Genomic DNA, 23,563 nt, shown 5'->3' on the forward strand with positions numbered 1-23,563 from the left:
TAAGAAAAGGCGGCTTACAAGTAAGCACGCCTTTTCACCCCCACATTAAAAACACAAATTTTGTGTTAATAACCAAATCTGATTTATCGCTGACTTATAAAATGTTATTAGTAGGGTCGATGTGTAAAGTTGATTAATATGTAGCAAAAATAACGGATGCCATTGACTTTCAGAGTCGGTATTCCTGCCAAAAAGATACTGTATATCTATCTATCTTATTTCTTTGATAGAACCGCCAATGTTTTTGAGATAAATAACAGAAAAAAAAGACAGAGCGGGTTTATCTCTGGACAAACGAAAAAGAATTAGCCTGGGGTGCGAACAAAAGGGTATGGATGTTTGTTGAAGAATAATTATAGAGTTAATGTGTTTTAGAAAAGTAGGAGGGTCAGGTTAGAATTTGAAAAACAAGTGTTACATTTGCATAGTAAGACAACAGTGAACTAACACCTGGCGTTTATTAGAAGCACCATGATGAGAATTTTTTTGCCATATACTATCAGGTTATTATTTGTTACTCTTTTATGCTTTTTGGCAAGTAGTAGCATAAAAGCGGCGGTAATTCCGGCAGATGCTGATACCGATTATATATTATTGATCAATCCGGACGCTGAAACATGTGCCTGGAGCGCGATGTACATCCCCCGTATTGTAGCGGATATGGGTGAGAAATACCCGGATCTTCCTGTCTATGTGGAGCACATGCTGGCGCTTAGCCTGACAGGTACCGACGATTTGGTCGCTTTTCAAGAGCAGTTGTTTGCCAAATACCAAAAGCCTCCCACGTATCTTATCCTGCTGGAGGCCGATAGTTACAGCGTGATGCATGAAGCCATCGATGCCCACTGGGGAGAAGATATTCCTACGTTGTTGCTTGCCCGAAATGATTACATCGGTCCCATAGATACCTATATCACACGCAAAGATATTCATCGTGTAAATCGTATAGCGCTTGAGCCGATCGCGCGCGAACGCGATAATCTGACAGTTGTTTATCATCCGTTTTACATCAAGGAGACCCTTGGCTTGATGAAAACCTTGCTTCCGCACTTGAATAAATTGATTTTTATATCCGACACGCGTTATATCAGTGCCCAGAACCGCGCGGATCTGGAAGAGCTGGTGTATACCACCTATCCGGATCTGAAGATAGAACACTTTATTTCCGACGACCTCTCTACCGATGAGATGGTTGGCCTGTTGAGCCGGGAACCGAAGGAGACCGGACTTTTGTTTTTTGCCTGGTATAATGCCGATAGTTCGGATGACGAAAGTGATATCTTCCTGCAGACGAATGCGTATCGTATCTTTTACCTCTATGCCAACTCACCCTTTTTTACGTTAAACGATGTAGGCGTATTGGAAAGTGGTATGGTGGGTGGTTATTATACCCATTTCGAGCAGGTCTATGCCACGCTCATGCAGGCGATCGACGGTATGATGGCAGGCGAAGTACACTCTTCCTTTATCGTTCCACCGGCACCTCACCCGACGTTTAATTACCTGGCGATGCTCAATGGCGGCCTGGCGCTTTCTCAGTTGCCGGCAGATGCCCATATCTATATGCGTCCGCAAACCTTCTGGGAAAAGAACAGTACGCTGTTTGTGATCGTGTTATTGTTGATGACGCTGACAGGTGTCGTTGTCTATTTCTTCAGCCGCCGAACCCGTCGGATCGAGACACGGGAGACCAAACTGCGTGCCAGCTATAGCGACCTGATCAATAATATGCCGATCGGTTACCGCCAGGAAAGACTGATCTTTGACTCCAAAGGCGAGCCGGTCGACTATGTTGTTTCGGCCGTAAATCCAAGTTATGAGGAGCAACTCTCGTCCCGCGAGGAGATTGTAGGCAAAAAGGGAAGCCTGGCTAATCCTGAAATGTTTAGCGAAATGCTGAATATCTACAAAAGCATCTTGCATGACAAGCATACGCGGGTGAATATGGCCTATTATTTTGATGCGACCGATCGTTATTTCAGCCTGATTATCTCGCCATCGAGCGATCCGGGTTATATGGATCTCTTCTATGTCGATACCAGCGAATTGCATAAGACACAGCAATTGTTGCGTACGGTGAACAGCAAACTGATGATGTCGCTGGATGTAGCGAATATCACTCCCTGGAAATGGGATATGGAGCGCCGCCTGATCCTTTGCGATGTCAACAAACCCATCGAGCGTTATGCGGAAGGCATTCGGGAAGAGGAACAATTATGTATCCCCGAAGAGCGTTATTTCAGCCGTATCCATGAGGAAGATATCGAATTGGTTCAGAAAATGTTGAAGGAACTGATCGAGAATGAGGCCTATAACCACACGGTTAAATGCGAGTTCCGTATCTATAAAACCATGGCAAAAACCTCGTATGACTGGGTAGAGGTGCGTGGCGCGATAGAAAGACGTAGCGAGAGTGGCAAGGTTATTTCCCTGCTTGGCACATCGGTTATCATCACCGATCGTAAGAATATCGAACAGGAATTGTTGCATGCCAAAGAAAAGGCGGAAGAATCGAATCGTTTGAAATCAGCCTTCCTGGCCAATATGAGCCACGAGATCCGTACGCCGCTGAACGCGATCGTAGGCTTCTCCAATATCCTCGCGTCAACGGAAAAAGACGAAGACCGCCAGGAATATATAAGTATTATCGAGAATAATAATACGCTTCTGTTGCAGCTGGTAAGCGATATTCTGGATCTTTCCAAGATCGAAGCCGGCACCATGGACTTCCATTATTCGGATGTCGACCTGAACTTTATCTTGTATGATTTGCAAGAGGTGACGCAGGACAGAGCCCGGAAAGATGTGAAGGTGGAGTTCGACAATATGATACCCGACTGCTTTATTCGTACGGAGAAGAAGCGGATCACACAGGTGTTGAACAATATGCTTTCCAATGCCGCCAAGTTTACCGAAAGCGGTAGCATCCGCTTTGGTTATAAACTGATCGAGGATGGTAAGCTCTATTTCTATGTGTCTGATACGGGTTGTGGTATCTCTCCCGAACAGCAGGAAAAGATATTCGGACGCTTTGTGAAACTGAACCACTTCGTGCAGGGCACAGGCCTTGGCTTGTCACTTTGCCAGATGATCGTGATGCACATGGGTGGTACGATCGGTGTGCAGTCGAACGAAGAGGGACAAGGCACTACCTTCTGGTTCACCCTGCCGTATGTGCCGGTTGCGCACGCGGAGAATATCCTGGAAGCGAAAAAAGAGGAAGAACCCCAGAGTGATAAACTGAAAGTCCTGATCGCAGAAGACAACCAGAGCAATTTTGAACTGTTTGAAGCCATTCTGCGCAATGATTATGAGATCATCCATGCCTGGAACGGGAAAGAGGCTGTCGATATGTTCCGGGAGCATACACCGCATATCGTTTTGATGGATATCAATATGCCGAAGATGAACGGCTATGAAGCGACCGTAGAACTCCGGAAGCTTTCCCAGGATGTGCCTATCATTGCCGTGACGGCTTACGCCTTCTCTACGGATGAAAAGCAGATCCGCCGCAATGGATTCAACGGCTACTCACCCAAACCGCTCAATCCGCAGAAGCTGAAACTGCAAATGACCGAATTGTTGAAGTCGCAGGATAGCATCATTTGATTTTCTTTTACCGGGCGGTTATATGGAAACAACCCTGCTTCCTTTCATGCTTCACGTAGCATTTCCCCTGTTTCTGCAAGTCGCGGAGCACCATGGCTAAGACCATTTTCAAGTCTTCCTGCTCAATATTCAATGCGTCTTTTTTGTTGATTTTTGTGTAGCGCACCCAGGAAATATCAAAGGTTGTGCCATAGAGGTGAGCAGAGTTCGACGATGAATTGATATTGCCTTTTTGCAGTTTATCGATGTCGTCGACGGTGCGGGTCACGCTGGTTACCTTCACCTTGTAATGCGGAGCGTTATGGCTTTGCAATGAATCAATGAAGTTTTTTCCGATCGTTTCCAGTAATCCGGCCGCTTCAGGCACCAGGTAGGGGATGGAGTGGGTTAGTTCCTCCACCTCATAGTATTTATTTGTCTTGATTTCTATCATCTTCCGGGAGGCTTTTTTCGCCTCTTCCCGTGAAGAGACCGGGCGGATGCCCAGGCGTTGTGCCGCTTCCAGGTGGAGCGGGTTCAGGTCGTTGAAGTCACGGTTATAGCTTCCTTTATACCAGATACGGCGCAGTTCTCCCCGCTTTTCGCCACAGGAGGAGGTAAGGGTCATCCATGATAAACAGAGGATGAGCCATACGAACGGTTTTATTTTCATCTATTTTGAGAAAGTTTTTTTGTTTCTTATTCTTATTGTTGCCAGATATTCCAGGCGGCAAATGCCTGCAACAGCAACATCTCCAATCCGTTTTTCACGACAGCACCCTTCGCCTCTCCCTTTTTCATGAAAAGCGTTTCGTCGGGATTATAGAGCAAATCGTAAAGCAGGTGATTGGGTGTAAGCAGATCGTACGGAATATCGGGACATTCGTCCACATGCGGATACATACCGACCGGTGTCGTATTGACAATCACTGTATATTGTTCCATGGTTTTCGGCGTGATCTCATCGTAGGTAATGCCGAATTCGCGGGGCGAACGGGATACCAGCGTGGAGCCGATGCCCAATTGTTTCAGTCCCTGAAAGATGGCGCGCGATGCTCCTCCTGTCCCTAATATCAGCGCTTTGCGATGTGACTGATTGAGAAGCGGCTCGATGGATTGCTTAAACCCGATAATATCCGAGTTATATCCCACCAATTTCTTTTTTCCGAACATCCCCTTTTTGAATTTAATGACATTCACTGCGCCGATGCGCCGCGCGTCTTCGTCGATATCGTCTAAGTAGGGTATCACCTGCGTCTTGTAGGGGAGCGTCACATTCAGCCCTTTCAGTTCCGGATTATCCCGGAGTACATTTTTTAATTCCTTGATGTTTTCGATTTCAAAGTTTAGATATTGCGCATCGATACGCTCTGATTCAAACTTCTGATTGAAAAAGGTCATGGAGAAAGAATGTCCCAGTGGGTAGCCTATCAGCCCGTATTTATCCATGTTTTACTTTGTTTCTTTATTTTTTTCCCGTGTACATCGAGCAGATGCCCCAGGTCATTTTTCTTATTTGTACCTCCTTAAAACCAATCTCTTCCAATAGTCCTGTCATCACCTTACCCTGCGGCACCACCTCGATGGAGGCGGGCAGGTAGGCATACGCCTTTCCCTCTTTGGAGAACAGTCGCCCCAGAAAAGGAATCACCAGACGGGCATAGATAGCGAACAATTGCTTCATCGGGAAATGCTCCGGCGTGGTCAGCTCCAGTATCATCAGATGTCCGCCCGGTTCCAGTACCCGGTGCATCTCTTCGAGCCCCTGCCGGATATCGGCGAAGTTGCGCACACCGAACGCCGCCGTTACTGCGTCGAAGCTATTCGCCGCGTAGGTCAATGCCAGGCTGTCCTGTCGATCGAACACGATCCGGCCTGTCATGCCCGCCTTATCCACCTTCTCCTGTCCGATCCGCATCATCTCTTCCGAGAGGTCGGCGCCTGTGATAACCTCAGGCTGTAGCGCCCGGCACATCGCTATGGCCAGATCGCCTGTGCCGGTGGCAATATCCAGGACGTGTCGGGGCTGGAACGGTTTCATGTAGCGGATGCCTTTGCGTCGCCATCCCCGGTCGAATCCGAACGAAAGTATATGGTTCAATCGGTCGTAGGCTCCGGCAATATTGTCGAACATACGCTCTACCTGTACGCCCTTCTCCTCTGTCTGGTTGTAGGGCAGTATCTCTTCCGAACCATATTGTCGCATAGACTTAGCGTGATTGCAGGTAGTCGGTTACGTTCTTTTCGATGCGCGCGAGCAAACTGTCGGTATCTTCTTTTACGAAGGTTTCTCCGGTGATATGCTCATATAGCTCGATATAGCGATCGCTGATGCTAGCCACAATCTCCGGTGTCATCTCCGGTACCACTTGTCCGGCTTTCCCTTGGAAATTGTTATCCATCAGCCATTCGCGTACAAACTCCTTCGAGAGTTGTTTCTGCGGTTCGCCTTTGGCAAAACGCTCTTCGTAGCCTTCGAGGTAGAAGTAGCGCGATGAGTCGGGCGTATGGATCTCATCGATCAGGTAGATCTTTCCGTCGCGGTGTCCGAACTCATATTTGGTGTCGACAAGGATCAGTCCCCGTTCGGCAGCGATCTCCGTGCCGCGCAGGAAGAGCTCCATGGTGTATTTCTCCAGCGTTGCATACTCCTCTTCAGAAACCAATCCCTGCTTTAGGATCTCTTCGCGTGAGATGTCCTGGTCGTGTTCGCCAATCTCCGCTTTGGTGGTCGGCGTGATGATGGGGTGGGGGAAGCGTTGGTTCTCCACCATACCATCCGGCAGTTCGACGCCGCATATTTCACGGGCGCCCGCTTTGTACGCACGCCAGGCGCTTCCTACCAGATAACCGCGTACGATCATCTCCACCGGATAACCGGTACATTGAACACCCACCGTGACCATCGGATCCGGCGTGGCCAGCTTCCAGTTGGGGCATATATCCGCCGTTGCATCGAGAAATTTTGCTGCGATCTGATTCAGCATCTGCCCTTTGAAAGGGATCCCCTCGGGCAACACCACATCAAAAGCCGAAATGCGGTCGGTAGCTACCATCACCAACAATTCGTCGTTGATATTATACACATCGCGTACTTTCCCGTGATAGACACTCTTCTGTCCCGGAAATTGAAAGTCTGTTCTTGTTAATGCCTTTTTCATAAACCTCTTTTTAAAATTGATAGTTGATAATTGATAATTGATAAGCAACGTTCACTTGGCCGAAGGTGCAGAGCAATTGACAACTGGCAACTGACAATTCTGGTTATTTATTATTTTGTGTTTTTATCCATTATCCATTATCCATTATCCATTGCCTTTTGGGCTTTCTTTTTATCGAACTTCTCATACGCCTCCACAATGCGCTGCACTAATTTATGACGTACGATATCCTTTTTGGTAAACTCGATCCGTCCAATGCCGGGAACCCCCTTCAATACGTGCATCGCCTGGATCAGTCCCGATGTAGCCGAGGGCGGCAGGTCGATCTGTGTCATATCACCTGTGACCACCATCTTGGCATTCATGCCCAAACGGGTCAGGAACATTTTGATTTGGTGGGTAGTCGTGTTCTGCGCTTCGTCGAGGATGATCACCGCATCGTTGAGTGTGCGCCCGCGCATAAAAGCCAACGGAGCAATCTGGATCACATTATTCTCCATATACTCCTTCAGTTTGGCTGCCGGGATCATGTCCTGCAGGGCGTCGTACAAGGGTTGCAGATAGGGATCGAGCTTGTCTTTCATCTCGCCGGGCAGGAATCCCAGCTTCTCTCCCGCCTCCACAGCCGGGCGGCTCAGGATAATCTTGCGAATCTGCTTGTTCTTGAGGGCGCGCACGGCCAGAGCAATGGCAACGAATGTCTTTCCCGTTCCGGCAGGACCGGTGGCAAACACCAGGTCGTTCTCCTCGAATGCCTCCACCAGACGTTGCTGGTTTTCGCTGCGTGCCAGGATCGGTTTGCCGTTCATTCCGTGGATAATCAGGTTCTCCTGTTTGGCAACGACCGGCGTGTTTCCTTTGATAATATCGAGAATCACCTCTTCCGTCAGCGAGTTGTATTCCTCGCAGTATTTCTCCAGCTCCCGGATCTTCTTCAGGAAAATCTCCGATTCCTCCTCTTCGCCGATCACCTTCATCACATTGCCCCGTGCTACTACACGCAGCTTGGGAAACAATGTCTTGATCAGTTGCATATGTGTGTTGTTCACCCCGTAAAAGATCACCGGGTCCACATTTTCTAATATATAGATGCGTTCTATCATGCTGTTCTGATTCCCCTGTTCTCTTTTCTGTGACAAGGGGATACAAAAATAAGCATATTCTCCCTTAGTTGTTCCCGCGAGGGGAGTCTTTTATCGGGTTATCGTTTTCTTGACAAATAAGCGGCAGGGAGGTTTAGATACGTAAGATGTGAAGGTAATGGGGGATAGGAGATAGAAGGAATATTCAAATTCTTTCTTTTTTGGAGATCATTCAAATTGACATTTTGTCAAAGCGGTGGGACTTTTTTTGCAAAATGGCAGGACTTTTTTGACAAACTCCCGGGAGAAACATTTTTTAACAAACCGAAGTGTAAGCAAAAGAGGGGAAAATCGTTAAAAACTGACCCTTTTTGCTTACACTTCGATTTTTGGATTTTGGACAGAAAATGCCTCTCCCTCTTTACAATTCGGAATAAGGCAGCGGCGAAAGCAGAATGCTTTTGTTGGCTGTGGCCGTATGGGCATATTCGGGCAGCCCTCTGATGCGTTGCCAGTCGGGGTGGGCACCAAATTGGTTCCAGGCTTCGGTGCGCGTAGCGACGTCTTTATACCAGGTGAGGTAGATCAGGGCAGGCATGCGGGGGCCGGCCAGTATGTTTCCGTAGCAGACCGAATTGATGCCTGTTTTGTCGAAAATGGCGATTTCATCCTTGTTGAACATAGCCACCTTGCGGCGGTTGGCCTCTTCGTTGGGACTCCAGTAGAGGCGTATCTCGAACAGCGTACGCTCTCTTCCCGGAACGCGGTGTGCCGGGATCTTATCGAATGCCTCGCACAGGAATGTTTCCATATTCTCATAGAGCGGAGCCGGAGCCGTTTCCTCGTAGAAAGGTTGTGCTTTTTCCCGGAAAGCGGTGTCTGCCCATATGCCTTCTTTCACCTGTAGATAGGTGGCCATGTCGGGGTAGATAAACAGGTAGTAACGCATATCTTTCTCCCCTCTCTGGTGGGGAGCAAAGGCGCCCACCTTGATGCCGAAGCGCCGGAAGGCAGGAATAAACGTGTCCCGGTAGAAGGCATCCAGCCGATCGCCTTCGCCTTTCAGCGTGTAGAATCGCCACTCGTAGATCTCTTTGCCTGCAGCTTTCTTTGCCGGGGTGGATGAACTCCAGCTTTTGACGGCCGGGATAATTGCTAATGCACTGGCGGTTTTTACGAATCTTCTTCTTTTCATGGTCTTTACAAATTTGTTTTTAGCGAGATAGAATTATGTCGGAACCAAAGATATACATATAAGAAGAATTATGTACCTTTGAATAGTAAAAATGATGAATGAGCAATGCGAAGACTGATAATTCTGTTAAGCTTTTGTGGATGTGTGTTTTCCGGATTAACCCAAACCGTCCCGGAACTATATCGTAAGGCCGACAAAGAAAAGATGAATCACTGGGTCGATTCCGTATTTGATACCCTGACCTTAGACGAGCGAATCGGACAACTTTTCATGCCGGTGGCCAACCCGACAACCGATAATCGTAACATACAACTTCTGATGCGTTATGTGAATGAAGCCAAGATCGGTGGGATCTTGTTTCATAAAGGCGATGCCGTGACGCAGGCAGAAGTGACCAATCGGGTGCAGAAGGCCTCCAAAATACCGATGCTTGTCTCCTTAGACGGGGAGTGGGGTCTCTCGATGCGGCTCGACGGCACGACGCGGTTTCCCAAAAACATGATGTTGGGTGCGATTGAAGATATAAACCTGATCGAAGCTTATGGCGAAGAGGTGGGGCGGCAATGCAACGAAATGGGCATCCATATCAATTTTGCGCCCGATGTGGATGTGAACAGTAATATGGCCAATCCGGTAATCGGCATCCGTTCGTTTGGGGAAGACCCCGACGCTGTGGCGGAAAAGGGCATTGCCTACGCCCGCGGGATCGAGAAGAAAGGGGTTCTTTCGGTTGCCAAGCATTTTCCGGGACATGGCGATACCTCGGATGACTCGCACCACACCCTGCCGGCTGTCCGCCATTCGATGGAACGTTTAGACAGCGTGGAATTATTGCCTTTTAAGCGTTATATATATGAAGGCTTCGCGGGCGTGATGACCGGACACCTCTATGTGCCGACACTCGATAAGACACCCAATCTGCCCTCTTCGCTCTCGAAGCCGATCGTTACCGGGCTATTGCAACAGAAACTGGGCTTTCAGGGGCTTTGTTTCACCGATGCCCTGGCCATGAAGGGGGCATCGACCAAGAGTTCCGAGAATCCTTCCGTCAAAGCTTTATTGGCGGGGAATGATATATTGTTGGCTCCGGCTTCGTTGTTTACCGATGTGGACGCGGTACGGAAAGCCGTTCAGGAGGGGGTGTTGGATCGGAGCGAGATAGAAGCGAAATGCCTTAAGGTGTTACAATATAAATACATTACCGGTCTGCACAACTATCAGCCGGTTGAACTGAAAGGCTTGTCGGAGCGGTTGAACACGCCTCACGCCGCCTGGTTGGTGGCGAAGCTTAATGCCGAAGCGATCACCCTGATGAAGAACGACGACGATTATCTTCCGCTGAAAGGGATCGGGAAGAAGAAGATAGCGGCGCTGTCGCTGGGTGATGGGGTAGAGACGCCTTATATGCAGATGCTTGGCAGGTATGACAAGATTGATCGTTTCCAGCTATTGCTTACCAGTACGGAAGCACAGGTGCGCGAGGTCTACCGACAATTGGAGAATTACGACGTGATTTTATGCGCTGTGCATACAATACGCGTTGCCGAGAGTGAGCAATTGCGCCAGTTGGCTACCCGGAAAGAGGTGGTTCTGACCTTCTTTACCCTGCCTTATTCCTGCCGACAGTATCGCCAGAGCATCGACCGATCGAAAGCGGCTGTTATGGCCTACGAAGCGACGCCGCTCGCTCAGGAATATGCTGCCCAGCTTATTATGGGCGGGATTGCCGCCAAAGGCAAATTGCCGGTCTCTATTCCCGGTCTTTATTTTGCCGGAACAGGTCTTTTTACGGAGAAGAGCCGCCTGGGTTATCAGGAGCCCGAAGAGGTAGGATTGGATCCGGTGCGACTGGATGTGATCGAATCGATCGTACAGGAGGGGCTCGACGAAGAGGCCTATCCGGGTTGCCAGGTATTGGTGGCGAAAGAGGGGATGGTGGTCTATCATAAAGCCTTTGGCTATCAGGATGAGAAGAAAACGGAGCCTGTCACCCTCGAATCGGTCTACGACCTGGCCTCTGTCTCGAAAGCGGCCGGTACGTTACTGGCGGCTATGAAGGCATACGATGAAAAGAAGTTTACACTCAACCAGAAAGTATCGACCTATCTCCCGGAATTGCAAGGAACCGATAAGAAAGATATCACCATCCGCGAACTATTGTATCACCAGTCGGGACTGGTCTCTACGATCAATTTCTACCTGAAAGCGATCGATCAGGATAGCTATAGTGGCAGTCTTTATAGCGGATCACGTCGGGCAACCCATCCGGTTCGTTTCGACGCGAAGACATTTGTGCGGAATGATTTCACCTATTTGCCGGATTTGGTCTCTACCACGCCGAAAGAGGGATTCGCAACACAGGTGGCCAAAGATTTCTATGTGGCGGAGGCGTTTCAGGATAGCATCATGACCTCTATTATCGACTCCCGCCTGGTGGCAAAAGGACGTTACCGCTATAGTTGTATCAACTTTATCCTGTTGAAGATGCTTGTGGAGCGCGAAATGGGCCAGTCGATGGACGAGTTATTGCAAAATGATTTCTTCTCCCGCTTGGGAGCGCAAACGATGATGTATAACCCTGTCGGAAAGATAGAGATGCAACGGATTGTGCCGACGGAAGACGATCAGTTTGTACGCCGCCAGTTGTTGCGAGGGTATGTACACGATGAGGCAGCAGCTTTTCAGGGGGGCGTATCGGGCAATGCGGGACTTTTCTCGACGGCGCACGACCTGGCCAAGGTGTGTCAGCTCTACCTCAATCAGGGAGTATATGGCAGGGATACCTTGATCACACAGGAGACTGCTCGCCTGTTTACGCAGAGCAAATCACCCAGTTCGCGTCGCGGATTGGGATTCGATAAGCCCGATCGGGGAAATGTGCGCAACTCGCCTTGCGGTGCGTTGGCGCCAGCCAGTGTCTTTGGGCATACAGGCTATACCGGAACCTGTTTCTGGGTCGATCCCGATAACCAACTGGTCTATATCTTTTTGACCAACCGCCTGCATCCGAGCCGGGCCAATACCAAACTATTCTCCTTAGAGACCCGCATGCGCATTCAGGATGCAATCTACAAAGCCATCGAGCGGAAATGATATAAAAAAGGCTGTATCCTTTGGGAGATACAGCCTTTCTATTTCTTTTTCGACTAATTATCCTACTTTCTTGTTTAGGAAGATATGGCATAAGTAACCGATGATGATTACTACTAATCCTGCCACAAGAAGTGCGTTGCTCATACTGTTGGTAATCGCCGGTATTGCCAAGATAGCAACCCCGATCAGGAGGATAATCACTCCAAGATTTTTAATCAATGCGTTCATGGTTTATCGATAAATTTTATTATTGTTTCTTTTTTCTCTGGCAAAAATAGTGAAAGCTGAATGTAATACCAAGCGTGCTTGAATATTACTGAAGCGCATCCTATTTTCTGCAAATAAAGTAATAATAACCCGATTGCGAAAATATTTTAGACTAAAAATGTTGAAAGAGTCTTGTTTAGCTTCTCGATTGAAAGAATTTCTTGGCTTTTGGGTTGCTATTATTCTTTAGTTGTCGTTATCTTTGCCTTAAACACAACACAAGATGCTACGACTATTCTATATCCTTTATACCTGGTTGATCTTTGTGCCTATTTTTCTGGTACTGACCATTCTTACGGCACTGACAACCATTCTGGGGTGTCTGTTGGGCGGAGAGAAGATCTTTGCCTATTACCCCGGTATGATTTGGTCGCGCCTGACCTGTTATCTCTCGTTATGCCCGGTGAAAGTCAAAGGACGGGAGCATATCGACCGGAAGAAGTCTTATGTGTTTGTTGCCAATCATCAGGGAGCCTTCGATATTTTTCTGATATATGGATTCCTGGGGGTTCCTATCAAATGGGTAATGAAGGCCGGTATTGGGAAGATACCGCTGGTAGGTGCGGCCTGTCGCGCGGCGGGATTTATATTTGTCGATAACTCCACGAAGAAGGCGGCTGCCCAAAGTGTGGCTGAGGCGCGGAAGAGTCTGCGCAATGGCGCTTCGATCGCGGTGTTTCCGGAAGGCTCGCGTACCTACACCGGCAAAATGATACGCTTCAAGCGTGGCGCTTATCAGATGGCCGACGAACAGCAGTTGCCCATTGTGCCTATCACCCTGAATGGCCCCTATTATGTGTTGCCGATTGGCAGCTTGAATCTGCGCCGCCACCGGATGGAAATGATCATACACGAACCTATTTCGACCGAAGGGATCGATACCTCCCTGAAGGGATTGCAACATCTGGCAGATGAGACAAGGGAAATCATTGCGTCTGCCTTGTGGCCGGAGTTCCGCGATGAAGAGACTACCGAATAATCCCCTCCTTACGAATCCCTAAACTGAATCCGTAACTCTGTTTTCCGAACATATCGCCCGTGTCGCCAGCCAGCGATCCACAAAGACTCCATCCTTCCCAATGAGGGTGTCTGTAATCTATTTCTACCAGAAAAGAACAACCTTGTTTCATCTTCAGGTAGGGAGCCATATGAGTTCCCCATCCTTTCATGACGGTAAACATCGCGCGGTAATCGAGCGTGGGTAACAGGCTGCCTTTCGCCCCTATATGCCAGTCTTTCACACGTGTGCAGAGGAAGCCGGGGCTGCCATTCTGGTTATAGATCGGTGAGGAGAGGAGCGGAGAGCCTGTTCCTCTGCCGAAATAGCTGTTCCCTGTGGTGTATTCTCCGTTGTTGTAATAACAGTCGTTCCCTCCGCCACGACCGGGATGCGCGTCGTGATCGAACTCGATATAATGGAGTGGGCCACTCTGGTTTTTGGTATTCATATATTCCAATACAACGCTCTTCAGCCAGGGAAACGCCGGCAGATCCAGCTGCAAACCCCATAATCCGTCCGTTTTGTTATAAAACAGCATGCCTGACTTGTCGTACGATAAGTGCTGGTAGTAGGCCTGTATTCCCCATTTCTCTTTTTCATACCCCAACTGGAAGTCGTACGAGAGATGATGCGACCCCAATACATTGATTTGGTCGGAAAGGCTTGCCCCCTCTCCGCCGCTTTTGGCAAAGAAAATACGAATCATATCATTAAACGACTGGGGCTGCTTCCCTAATTTCTCGTTGGTAGAGGTGCCACCCCATTGTGCGATATGGCGCAGGCCGGCTGTGGCGTAGAAAGGTATCTCTCCTTTGGCATCTTTGAAACGGAGATGGAAGGACTTATGATGCCACAACACGTTTTTAATGTAAGTGAAGCGGTTGGTATCGATCGATTGTTCCAGAAAAGCGGTGTCGAACGAGCGGCCGAAGGCGATATTCCCCTTTATGTGCAATCTTTGCATAGAAAAAGGAATAGGAACGAAATCGATTAGCGAAATATTGATTTCCGGAACAGGGCGGGCATTCGACGAGAGGATGAGGTCTCCCGTACTCAGATCTTTGTCCCAAAGCGAGGAGTATTCCTGTTTGCTTCCGATGCGAAGGGAAAGTTTTTTATAGCCCAGTTCGGTATAGAGCTGTTGGAGATAGACATTCCGGTAGCGGGGAGTGACCAGAACCGCATCGATATGATTGGTCCAGTAAAACCCTTTTCCGAACAACAGCTGGTGTTTGATTTGAGGACGCAAAAGTAGATTGCCCGACTCGGTGGGAACCACTCCCCAGCGGTTGCTGGTGGTCCAGAAAGGCGTGAGATCGCCTGTTGCCGCCGAGCCGGCCAACTCTATTTGATAGGTGATAGTCGTGGAATCATCAACGGTTGCCTGCCCATGAGTCATCTGACTTCCGGCAAGCAACGCCACTATAATCAACAAGGCTGATTTCATGCTATATTTGTTTTATAAGACCACAAATATAGCAAAATCCACTTATTTACTTCTTCTCTTCCTTCAATAGGTCGCGGATCTCCGTAAGCAATTGAATATCTGCCGGAGGTGCAGCCGGAGCGGCCGGTTCTTCTGTTTTCTTTTTGTGGAAGCTGTTGATGGCTTTCACCATCAGGAAGATAGCAAAGGCAATGATCAGGAAGTCGAAGGTAACCTGTAGGAATTGTCCGTAATTGATGGTTACTGCCGAAGCAATCTCTGCGCCTCCTTCCAAAACGGCCTGTTTCAAGGTGATCTTCAGGTCGGTGAAGTTGACACCACCCACCAATAGTCCTACGGCCGGCATAATAATATCGCCCACTAACGAGGAGACGATCTTCCCGAAGGCACCTCCCAGAATGATACCGACAGCCATATCCACCACATTGCCGCGCATGGCAAAATCTTTGAATTCTTGCAACATCTTTTTCATATACTACTTTCTTTTAATGTGTTTCGTTTTATGATATAACTGAAAAACGACCCGTTTGGTTCGCTCTATAAACCTGAAAGACCTTGTTTTTCACGCAAAGAGATTAAAAAAAAACCACAGTTCCAAGCCGGAACTGTGGTTTTTTATGCTTTTTACTTCTGATTATTTTTTAAGCGTAATGACTGTATAGGAGTATTTGGGGAATGTGTATTTCGCATTTTTGCGGGCGATGGTCGCCTTCGAGGGCTTAAATACAACATTGTCCTTATTGTCATACGTATTGAATTCCGTCAGTGCGCAATCGCCGATTGTTTGCACTTCCGCACGGGTGCCGAAACGGAAATTCGCAATATTGATCACTGCGCTCAAAGGTTGATCCGACATATTTGCCACGTAGATTGTCATTTCGGTTTTTGCATCGTTGATTTTCGCTGTTACGTCCAACAAATCTTCGTTGCTGGTAGCCTTCACTACGTTCGGTTTCCAGGTCTTCATCATCATCTCGTCGATATGTGCTGATGGCTGGAACCAAATGGCATCCGGTGTATAATGAACGCGTCCCTGATCCCACATATAATGTAATCCGTGAGGTTGGAAGGTATTGGCTGTTCCCAGCATCTGGAAGCAGTCGCCATAGCGTTGCAAGGTGTTCCAGTTGTGCGCATGCGCCAATCCGCGGTCCCAGTCGCAACGGCTACCGTTTTCTTCCATCGGGTGCAGGTTCAGCTTGAATCCGGGGTGGTCTTTCGCCAGTTCTCTTTGCAGGTTGACACCCATCTCGTTCAGGAAAGCATCGCCTCTGTCGGCAAAGTTACGGGCACCGGAATAGTGCGGATCCCAAGCCAGTTTGTCTCCTTTACCTTGGGCAATGAACCATCCGGCGAGTTCCGAAGCCAGACGATACTGGCTGCCCAGGTTCTCTTCCTGTTGGCGAAGTTGCTGTTGCAGGGTGCGCAGCTGACGCGGTTCGCTTGTGGTGCGTTCCAATTCGGCCAATTGCGTGCGCAGACGTTCTACCTGTTGTTTTTGCTGTTCCGAACCACCGCGTACATATCCGCTGCCTCCAATATTCAGCGAAGTCATGATCGACATGTTTGGATCTACCTCCCAGGCTGCCTTGGCAAATTTCTTCATGCATTCCACATACCCTCTGGAGATACCCCGTTCGTTGTCTACCTGGATGTATTTCAGATTGTAAGGCTTCGGATGTCCGTCGGCTGCACGAATCGCTCCCCATTTCGAGGTAACCGGTCCGTTTACATACTCTACAAAGTCACGGATGTCTTCATACGACTCGTTCATGCTCATCCCGATGATGGCGATGGCATCGATGGCTTCCGCCGCCTGCAGCATTTCAATAAACCCAAAGCTATGTGTTGCATAGGCGTTGAATCCGCTACGGAAAGTAATCCGGCGTTCGTCGATCGGTCCGCGCATCAGTTTCCAACGATACAGATAGGTGTCTGCCCCTACGTCCACCATGGAACCGTTGTAACGGAATGCTGTGATGCCCTGTTTCTTCAAGGCTTCGGTGAACTTTGTCTGGATAGGCCATCCGCCTTCCACGCGTCCCCAGGTGCCCGGTTGCAGGAATGCAAAACCAAGATCGATGGTGCCGGGAGCTTTCAGAGAGATACCAAAGCGGCCGTTGATGGTGGTGCCGTTAGCAATCAGTTCGTAGGTTACCTTTTCATATGAGCCGTCTCCGCGGAGCTGATATGATTTTTCTGCTAAAACCTTGTTGTTTTCGTCGCGAAGAGAGAGGAAGATCGTTGTCGGTTTCTCTGCTTTTATGCGCAATACGCCATCATACGATTTGCCATTCTCAAACATAATACCAGAGCGGTACAGCCCATGGTTGGTGATCCCTACTTCGCCACTACCGCCTGTAAAGCTGATGCGTTGTGTCTGGCGACCCATATAGGCCTTGCCGTCGCGCACCAATTCGTATTTATACTGCGGACTGCCCTGCGTCAATTTCGACCAGTATTTCGATACCTGCTCGTTGCCACTGATCCGATCCATCATAATACGCTGAATGTTGGGAGGCAGGGAATCGTACACTAAGAAACGTCCCGGGAAAATCCAACCGGACAGGTTGTGAGGGCTACCAAATTTTCCGGCAGAATAGATGTCGTTCGAGTTGAAATCGTACTTTTCGTTCAGGTTATTCCAGCTGATACGGGTGTAAATGTCCGATTGACTCAATAGATGAGGAATACCTCTTTCGTCGATCACCACATACACCTTAGAATAGTCTTTCTTGTCAAGTTTCAGGAAATCCACGTCGATGTTTTCTTCAAAAGCCTCTCCATGCAACAACTGGCTGAACATACCGCCATTGGTCTGGTTGTTGAGGTCTTCAATGTTCGTTCCGTTAAACAATTTCGTAACGGTAGCTACTTTTTCGCCCGCATCAATATCGATATTGACGGGCTTGCTCTGCGCCGACAAACTGGTTGCCGCCAACAGAAAAACAGAAATTAAGAATAGATTTTTCATGATACAGACTTATTTGTTTCACAATGATAAAGATGTTCAAGGAGGTTGCGATAAGTGTAAGCAATACACATTATGCAAATATAAATAAATCTCTTGAATATCAAATTATTTCGGCATAAATTTGTAACTGCTTACCCATCTTCCCTCTGTCATCCTTATTTACGGAATTTGCTCTGTTCTGACAAAACGCTTATTTTTCCGGCGTCATTTTGTTGGGATAATTTGCTGGTCGACCATGTTCAGCCCTGTTCGGCCAGCAAATAGCCTTGCGCTTTATTAGATTTATGAAAAAAGTCCCTATATTTCGAGATAATTCTCGGGCGATTTTGAGAATCTGTTGTTATCCTCTTCAGTACCTAATCATGAAAATATGAAAACGAAAAAAATGCTCTACTTGCTCCTGTTGTTCCCTTTTGCATTGGGAGCTCAAAATTTTAATCCGATTATTCCGGATAATGTCGCGGACCCTTCCGTGTCGAAATTTGGTGATACCTACTACCTGTATGGAACAACAGATATCGATAAAGGATTAGATCAAATGGGACCTCCCGTTGTCTGGAAATCGAAAGATTTTGTAAACTGGAGCTTTGAAGGGACTATCTTGCCCGAAATAGAATGGAATAAACCCTATCCTTTTACCAATAAAGATGGAGAAAAGCGATACGGTTATTTTCGGTATTGGGCTCCGGGAAGAGCGATCGAAATAGATAATCTGTATTATCTGTTCCCAACAATCGTATCTCCTGATGGCACTTGTCCGGTTTATACTTTGGTGTCGGAATCGCCTGATGGTCCTTTTCGTTTTCAACATGGTGACGGACTCTTTGCCGGAGAGGTTCCGGCGGGCAAAACAGCCAGCAAACCCTTTTTGCCGGATATCGACGGGGAACCGTTTATTGACGATGATGGTAGTTGTTATATGTACTGGCGTCGCTGGAAAGCGTCGCGTGTAAACAGTGATTTCTCAGAGATTGAAGGTGAAATCCTTACTCTTCCTACCCTAAGAAAAGCCTACTCTGAAGGACCTACTATGTTCAAAAGAAATAATATCTATTATTATGTGTACACCCAAGGGGGTGATCAGAACTATCGCAATGCATATATGATAAGCAAACAGGACCCTCTTACTGGCTTTGAAACCCCGGCAGGCAACGATGTGTTTATCTATACATCACTTGAAAATGGCGTATGGGGACCCGGTCATGGGAATGTGTTTTATGATGAAGCATCTGATACCTATATGTTTGTTTACCTGGAATTCGGTGAAGGTAGCACCACCCGGCAGGTGTTTGCCGATAAAATGGAATTCAATGCGGATGGAACAATAAAAACGATTGTTCCGGGCTTTAAGGGCGTCGGATACTTAAACAATAAGCCGGATAAGCGAATCAATATCGCTCTGCAGGCAAAAGCAACTGCCTCAAGCCATAAAGAGGCGAAGATATCTACTAAAGAAATATTGGCCGGCTTTAATGATTCGCCGTTGGATGAGTTCACTACTTCGACGGCCTCCCGCGAATTTACTTATGAACCACAGAATGCGATCGATGGATCAAACGGAACCCGTTGGATGGCTTCAGGAGATGATAAGAGGCCTTTCCTAATGCTTGATTTTGGAGAGGTGAAAAAACTGAACAGCTGCGAAATGGCTTTCACTTTCCCCGCCTTTGGGCATGCCTGGATACTTGAGAAATCATTGGATGGAAAAAAATGGGAAGTATGCGCCATGCAGAATGAAGTAGCAGTGCGATCTCCGCATATTGCCGAAGATTTAGGCGAAGCAAGGTATCTAAGGCTGAAAATAATTAAGGGAGATCCGGGTGTTTGGGAAATCAAAGTATTTTAAATGATTATGAAACGAGTATTATTTATTGCCGTATTGTTTATTCTCTTTTTTCAGGTAGGTGGGATTGCGCAGAGTGATAATAGGTGGGAGATGCGGAGTTCCTGGGGTGATCAACGGGATGGCACCTATCTAAATCCGATTATACCGGCCGATTATAGCGATATCGATTGTATCCGGGTGGGCGATGACTATTATGCTATCACCTCTACGTTTCAGTTTAGCCCGGGTATGACAGTGATACATTCCACCGATCTGGTCAACTGGGAAATATGTGGCCATGCGGTAGACGACCTGACTCAAATCGGCCCCAAATTGAATTGGACACAGATGGATCGATACGGACGAGGTATTTGGGCTGGTACAATACGTTATCACGAAGGTCGTTTTTATGTTTTTTTCGGAACACCCGATGAGGGCTTTTTCATGACCTCCGCTCCCCGTCCCGAAGGCCCTTGGGAACCCTTACATCAGCTTATGGACGAGCCGGGTTGGGATGACTGCTCGGTGTTTTGGGATGAAGACGGAACGGCCTGCTTTGTCGGAACGCATTTTGCTGATAACTATAAAACCTATTTTTTCAAAATGACCCCGGATGGGAAAACCATCGATCGCTCATCCGCCATGCTGGTGAATGAAGGAGCGGGGAGGGAAGCTAGCAAATTGATCAAGGTGGGCGATTGGTACTATCTTATTTTTAGTGAGCATTTTTCGGATAAAGGGCGATATGTCGTGGCGAGAAGAGCTAAATCCCTGTGGGGTCCCTATTCGGAAATAAAACAATTGGCTCATCCCGGAAGAGAGGCAAAGGAACCGAATCAGGGCGGAATCGTACTGGGGCATGACGGAAACTGGTATTTCCTCACACATCACGGCACAGGCACCTGGGAAGGGCGTGTGTTGAGTTTGCTTCCTGTCACCTGGGTGGATGAATGGCCGATTATAGGTCAGGTAGGTCTGGATGGCATGGGAAACATGGTTTGGGAAGGAAAAATCCCCGGAGTAAATAAACTGGGAAATACCTTGATGACCAGTGATCAGTTTGATGGAATAAACATCTCCAAACAATGGCAGTGGAACTACCAGCCACGCACCGACATGTTCTCATTGGAAGAGAGACCCGGTTGGCTGAGGCTGAAAGCCTTTAAACCGTTGCGACAGAATCAACTTTTGTCGGCAGGCAATACACTGACCCAACGATCCTATAGATCCGCCGGCAATGAAGTGATTGTTAAAATGGATATCTCAGCCATGACCGATGGTCAAAAGAATGGCCTTTGTCATTTTTCCAAAGAACATGCCTCCATTGGAGTTGCCCAGGCCGATGGCATAAGAAGGCTGGAGTACCGGCAAAACGACAAGGTTATAACAGGAGAAATCATCACTACCCCGACAATTTGGCTCAAGTCAGTTTGGGGATTAGATGGGAAAAGCCACTTTTCTTACAGCGTAGACGGAAAAACCTTCCGGGAATATGGCGACCCCTATCAACTGAAATGGGGAAACTACCGTGGCGACAGAATAGGCCTGTTTTGCTTTAATGACGATAGCGAGAGTGGAGTAGTGGATATAGATTTCCTGGAATATAATGTATCCGATACGCCTTTACGCTAAGTTCATTGAGGCATTAATACACCCTCAATCACAAAGTCAGGATATAATAATCTGATGAAAACAAAAAGAGGTTTTCTCACAACGAGAAAGCCTCTCTTTGTGTGTCAGCTATGTTTTAATCTGTTTCCATGAAATCCCAATATACAGTCATCAGATTTTCTGTTTTTAGCCAAAATCCAAATTGACAAAATGTAAGCAAAAACGCCATTTTGCTTTACAATATGATACGTTAAAAAATGTTTCTCCCGGGAGTTTGTCTCCAAAGTCCCGGGTTTTTGGAAAAATTCTCCCGCGATTTTGACAATTTGTAAATCGCTTAGCGAAGCGAAGTACAGAGAAAAATGTAAATCGGGAACAGTGAAACAACGTTCGCTTCCGAAGGGAGCAATTTTCTGAATACAGGATGCGATATTCTGTCAACTTCATTTTCTAACATACTGTGTCATGATTTGGCATAGCATTCTTGTTCTTTTGCTTTTAAAAAGTGGGGGGCATGGAGAAATATCTATCACTTTTACCAAACGAGATATACTCAGAGTCTATCATGTTAATGGAAGGTTGATCTGTCAAGTATCTGTATATAAATGATCTACGACCGTGTGTTTCTCGGTAGGATTCTATGTCGCCAATAGAGAAAAAGTGGTGGTGAAATACTCAATAAAGACGAACAAAATATTATATTTAGGTGTTAATAGAGTAATTGAAAAATCTAAAATCAAAAAAATATGTTAGAAATATTATCTAAAGAAAACTTTAATCTTCTTTTTGATAAAATAGAAGGATTAGCTTGGTTCCCATGGGTTGGAAGAGAGTATTTAAAGGGACAATACAAGATCCTGATTATTGGTGAATCGCACTATGGAGAAGGTTATAATGACAAAAATGCTACACGCGAAACCATAGAAGAAGAACTCTATTGCAATGACGGGATTACTCAGACTTTCAGGAATATTACTTTCCTGTTAAAAAACGAAGAGGGAAATGACCCTATCTTGTGGGATAACATTGCTTATTATAACTTCGTTCAACGTGCAATGTGTGATCCTAAAGATAGACCCAATGAAGAGGACTTTAATAATGGTTGGGAGATATTCCCGAAAATTATAGAAGTCTTAAAACCGGATATATGTATTTTTATTGGGGTTACTGCATCAAAATTCTATGAAAGTTCTATGTCTGCTATGAGTATACCTTATGCTCCATTGCAATTGTTTGATCCCATAAGTAATGTTTCTCCTCGTATAGGTAGCATACAGTATGATTCGAAAAACTTGAAATTATATTTTATAAAGCATTGTGGAATGGGATTTTCGCAATCTAAGTGGAGAGATTTTTTGCAAAATGAGATACCTTCACAACTTTACTGGGTAGAGCAACTAGATAAGGATACATTATCTTATCAACAAAAACAAGAAATACTGGAAAATGAATTTGTACCCCAACTAAAGGAACTTGCTCAGGAGAATGGACTAATTTATGAAAATACAGATATCAATGTTATTGATGATCCCATTAGTTTTACATTTCAAAACCCGAAATGGCGCGATCATAAAATTGTATTTGAATTTTGGCATACAAACTTAAGAGGTCTAATCTATGGTATTTATACAGAGAACGCAGACCAACGATTACAAGAATTTATATTAAATTCCAATGCAACGAGAGACTCAGGATGGGCTTATTTTAAGGCTTATGCTTATTTTAATTGGAAAGACTATGCTTTTGAGGCTATACGAAGTGGAGGACTGAAAGAGTATTTTAGGCAACGCATTGCAGGGTATATTTTAAAAAATACAGAAGGGATAGATCTCTAATAATTTTTAAGTCATCGTTACTATAGAAAGAGTAAAGGGTGTATTTGAAGAAAAATATTTGACCCAAAATATTTGTACTCTGCGATAGTTTAGCTAATCATTCCTTATTATTGTAACAGAAAGCAGCAGGAATCGGAACGTTATTCACTTCTGAAAGACAATTGTGTATATTGGTTACAGGTAGGCGTACAGTTTCATGCTTTTTCCCTTATGGGAATAATAATTTTAGAATATAGTTGAATGTTAAACTTTGCAGCCATCGATTTTGAAACAGCGAACCACAATCGCTCAAGTATATGTAGCTTGGGAATTGTGATTGTGGAGAATGGTGTTGTCACAGATAAGCTATACCGCCTTATCCGTCCACGACCTAATTTCTATTGTTCGTGGGCTGCGGATATACATGGGCTATCTTATTATGATACACTAAATGAACCGGAGTTTCCTGAGGTTTGGGGGGATATTAAAGTTGAATTTTAAATAAA

16 protein-coding genes and 1 pseudogene are annotated in these 23,563 nt (G+C 46.6%); 7 read left to right on the plus strand and 10 right to left on the minus strand.

Features of this window, described 5'->3' with window-relative positions:
* Positions 1 to 531 precede the first annotated feature (531 nt).
* On the plus strand, positions 532 to 3,609 hold the full coding sequence (locus tag M2137_RS05585) for an ATP-binding protein (RefSeq protein WP_280765475.1): 3,078 nt from the start codon (positions 532 to 534) through the stop codon (positions 3,607 to 3,609).
* A gap of 7 nt (positions 3,610 to 3,616) precedes the next feature.
* Here M2137_RS05585 and M2137_RS05590 read toward each other — a convergent pair whose 3' ends face one another.
* The 6 genes from M2137_RS05590 to M2137_RS05615 all read right to left on the minus strand — a co-directional run bounded on the left by M2137_RS05590 (position 3,617) and on the right by M2137_RS05615 (position 9,026).
* Positions 3,617 to 4,261: a DUF5715 family protein gene (locus M2137_RS05590; RefSeq protein WP_280765476.1), complete on the minus strand. Its 645-nt coding sequence runs from the start codon at positions 4,259 to 4,261 to the stop codon at positions 3,617 to 3,619.
* Between the two features lie 32 nt (positions 4,262 to 4,293).
* Positions 4,294 to 5,037, minus strand: coding sequence for a shikimate dehydrogenase (gene aroE, locus M2137_RS05595; RefSeq protein WP_280765477.1), 744 nt, complete (start codon positions 5,035 to 5,037; stop codon positions 4,294 to 4,296).
* A 16-nt stretch (positions 5,038 to 5,053) separates the two neighbouring features.
* On the minus strand, positions 5,054 to 5,794 hold the full coding sequence (gene ubiE / locus M2137_RS05600) for a bifunctional demethylmenaquinone methyltransferase/2-methoxy-6-polyprenyl-1,4-benzoquinol methylase UbiE (protein WP_280765478.1): 741 nt from the start codon (positions 5,792 to 5,794) through the stop codon (positions 5,054 to 5,056).
* Between the two features lie 4 nt (positions 5,795 to 5,798).
* Positions 5,799 to 6,749, minus strand: coding sequence for a phosphoribosylaminoimidazolesuccinocarboxamide synthase (locus M2137_RS05605; protein WP_280765479.1), 951 nt, complete (start codon positions 6,747 to 6,749; stop codon positions 5,799 to 5,801).
* Between the two features lie 137 nt (positions 6,750 to 6,886).
* Entirely contained in the window at positions 6,887 to 7,852 is a 966-nt protein-coding gene (locus M2137_RS05610; protein WP_280765480.1) for a PhoH family protein, read from the minus strand.
* Positions 7,853 to 8,252: 400 nt separating this feature from the next.
* A complete protein-coding gene (locus M2137_RS05615) occupies positions 8,253 to 9,026 on the minus strand; it encodes an NIPSNAP family protein (RefSeq protein WP_280765481.1) in 774 nt (257 codons plus the stop codon).
* Between the two features lie 105 nt (positions 9,027 to 9,131).
* Between M2137_RS05615 and M2137_RS05620 the strand changes: the two genes are divergently transcribed.
* Positions 9,132 to 12,119 (plus strand): glycoside hydrolase family 3 N-terminal domain-containing protein, encoded by a 2,988-nt coding sequence (locus M2137_RS05620; RefSeq protein WP_280765482.1) that lies wholly within the window; start codon positions 9,132 to 9,134, stop codon positions 12,117 to 12,119.
* A gap of 57 nt (positions 12,120 to 12,176) precedes the next feature.
* On the opposite strand, the gene M2137_RS05625 is transcribed toward M2137_RS05620, so the two are convergent.
* Positions 12,177 to 12,347, minus strand: coding sequence for a hypothetical protein (locus M2137_RS05625; RefSeq protein WP_280765483.1), 171 nt, complete (start codon positions 12,345 to 12,347; stop codon positions 12,177 to 12,179).
* A 262-nt stretch (positions 12,348 to 12,609) separates the two neighbouring features.
* On the opposite strand from M2137_RS05625, the gene M2137_RS05630 reads away from it, so the two are divergent.
* Positions 12,610 to 13,365, plus strand: coding sequence for a lysophospholipid acyltransferase family protein (locus M2137_RS05630; RefSeq protein ID WP_280765484.1), 756 nt, complete (start codon positions 12,610 to 12,612; stop codon positions 13,363 to 13,365).
* Here the strand turns inward: M2137_RS05630 and M2137_RS05635 are convergent.
* The 3 genes from M2137_RS05635 to M2137_RS05645 form a co-directional block, all read right to left on the minus strand.
* On the minus strand, positions 13,355 to 14,833 hold the full coding sequence (locus M2137_RS05635; protein WP_280765485.1) for a capsule assembly Wzi family protein: 1,479 nt from the start codon (positions 14,831 to 14,833) through the stop codon (positions 13,355 to 13,357). The genes M2137_RS05630 and M2137_RS05635 overlap by 11 nt on opposite strands.
* Before the next feature lie 46 nt (positions 14,834 to 14,879).
* Positions 14,880 to 15,305 (minus strand): large-conductance mechanosensitive channel protein MscL, encoded by a 426-nt coding sequence (mscL, locus tag M2137_RS05640; protein ID WP_280765486.1) that lies wholly within the window; start codon positions 15,303 to 15,305, stop codon positions 14,880 to 14,882.
* A gap of 162 nt (positions 15,306 to 15,467) precedes the next feature.
* On the minus strand, positions 15,468 to 17,807 hold the full coding sequence (locus M2137_RS05645; protein ID WP_280765487.1) for an alpha-L-arabinofuranosidase C-terminal domain-containing protein: 2,340 nt from the start codon (positions 17,805 to 17,807) through the stop codon (positions 15,468 to 15,470).
* 370 nt (positions 17,808 to 18,177) lie between these two features.
* Here M2137_RS05645 and M2137_RS05650 point away from each other — a divergent pair, with 370 nt between their 5' ends.
* The 4 genes and pseudogenes from M2137_RS05650 to M2137_RS05665 form a co-directional block, all read left to right on the plus strand.
* Positions 18,178 to 19,653 carry a family 43 glycosylhydrolase gene (locus M2137_RS05650; protein WP_280765488.1) on the plus strand — a complete coding sequence of 492 codons (1,476 nt, stop codon included), beginning with the start codon at positions 18,178 to 18,180 and terminating at the stop codon, positions 19,651 to 19,653.
* A gap of 6 nt (positions 19,654 to 19,659) precedes the next feature.
* A complete protein-coding gene (locus tag M2137_RS05655) occupies positions 19,660 to 21,264 on the plus strand; it encodes a glycoside hydrolase 43 family protein (RefSeq protein ID WP_280765489.1) in 1,605 nt (534 codons plus the stop codon).
* Positions 21,265 to 21,989: 725 nt separating this feature from the next.
* Entirely contained in the window at positions 21,990 to 23,078 is a 1,089-nt protein-coding gene (locus M2137_RS05660) for a hypothetical protein (protein WP_280765490.1), read from the plus strand.
* A gap of 240 nt (positions 23,079 to 23,318) precedes the next feature.
* Positions 23,319 to 23,546, plus strand: a pseudogene (locus M2137_RS05665) (DNA polymerase III subunit epsilon); the annotation flags it as partial.
* Positions 23,547 to 23,563 lie beyond the last annotated feature (17 nt).

This window comes from Parabacteroides sp. PFB2-10 (assembly GCF_029893085.1).
In the GTDB taxonomy this organism is placed as follows: Bacteria; Bacteroidota; Bacteroidia; order Bacteroidales; family Tannerellaceae; genus QVMG01.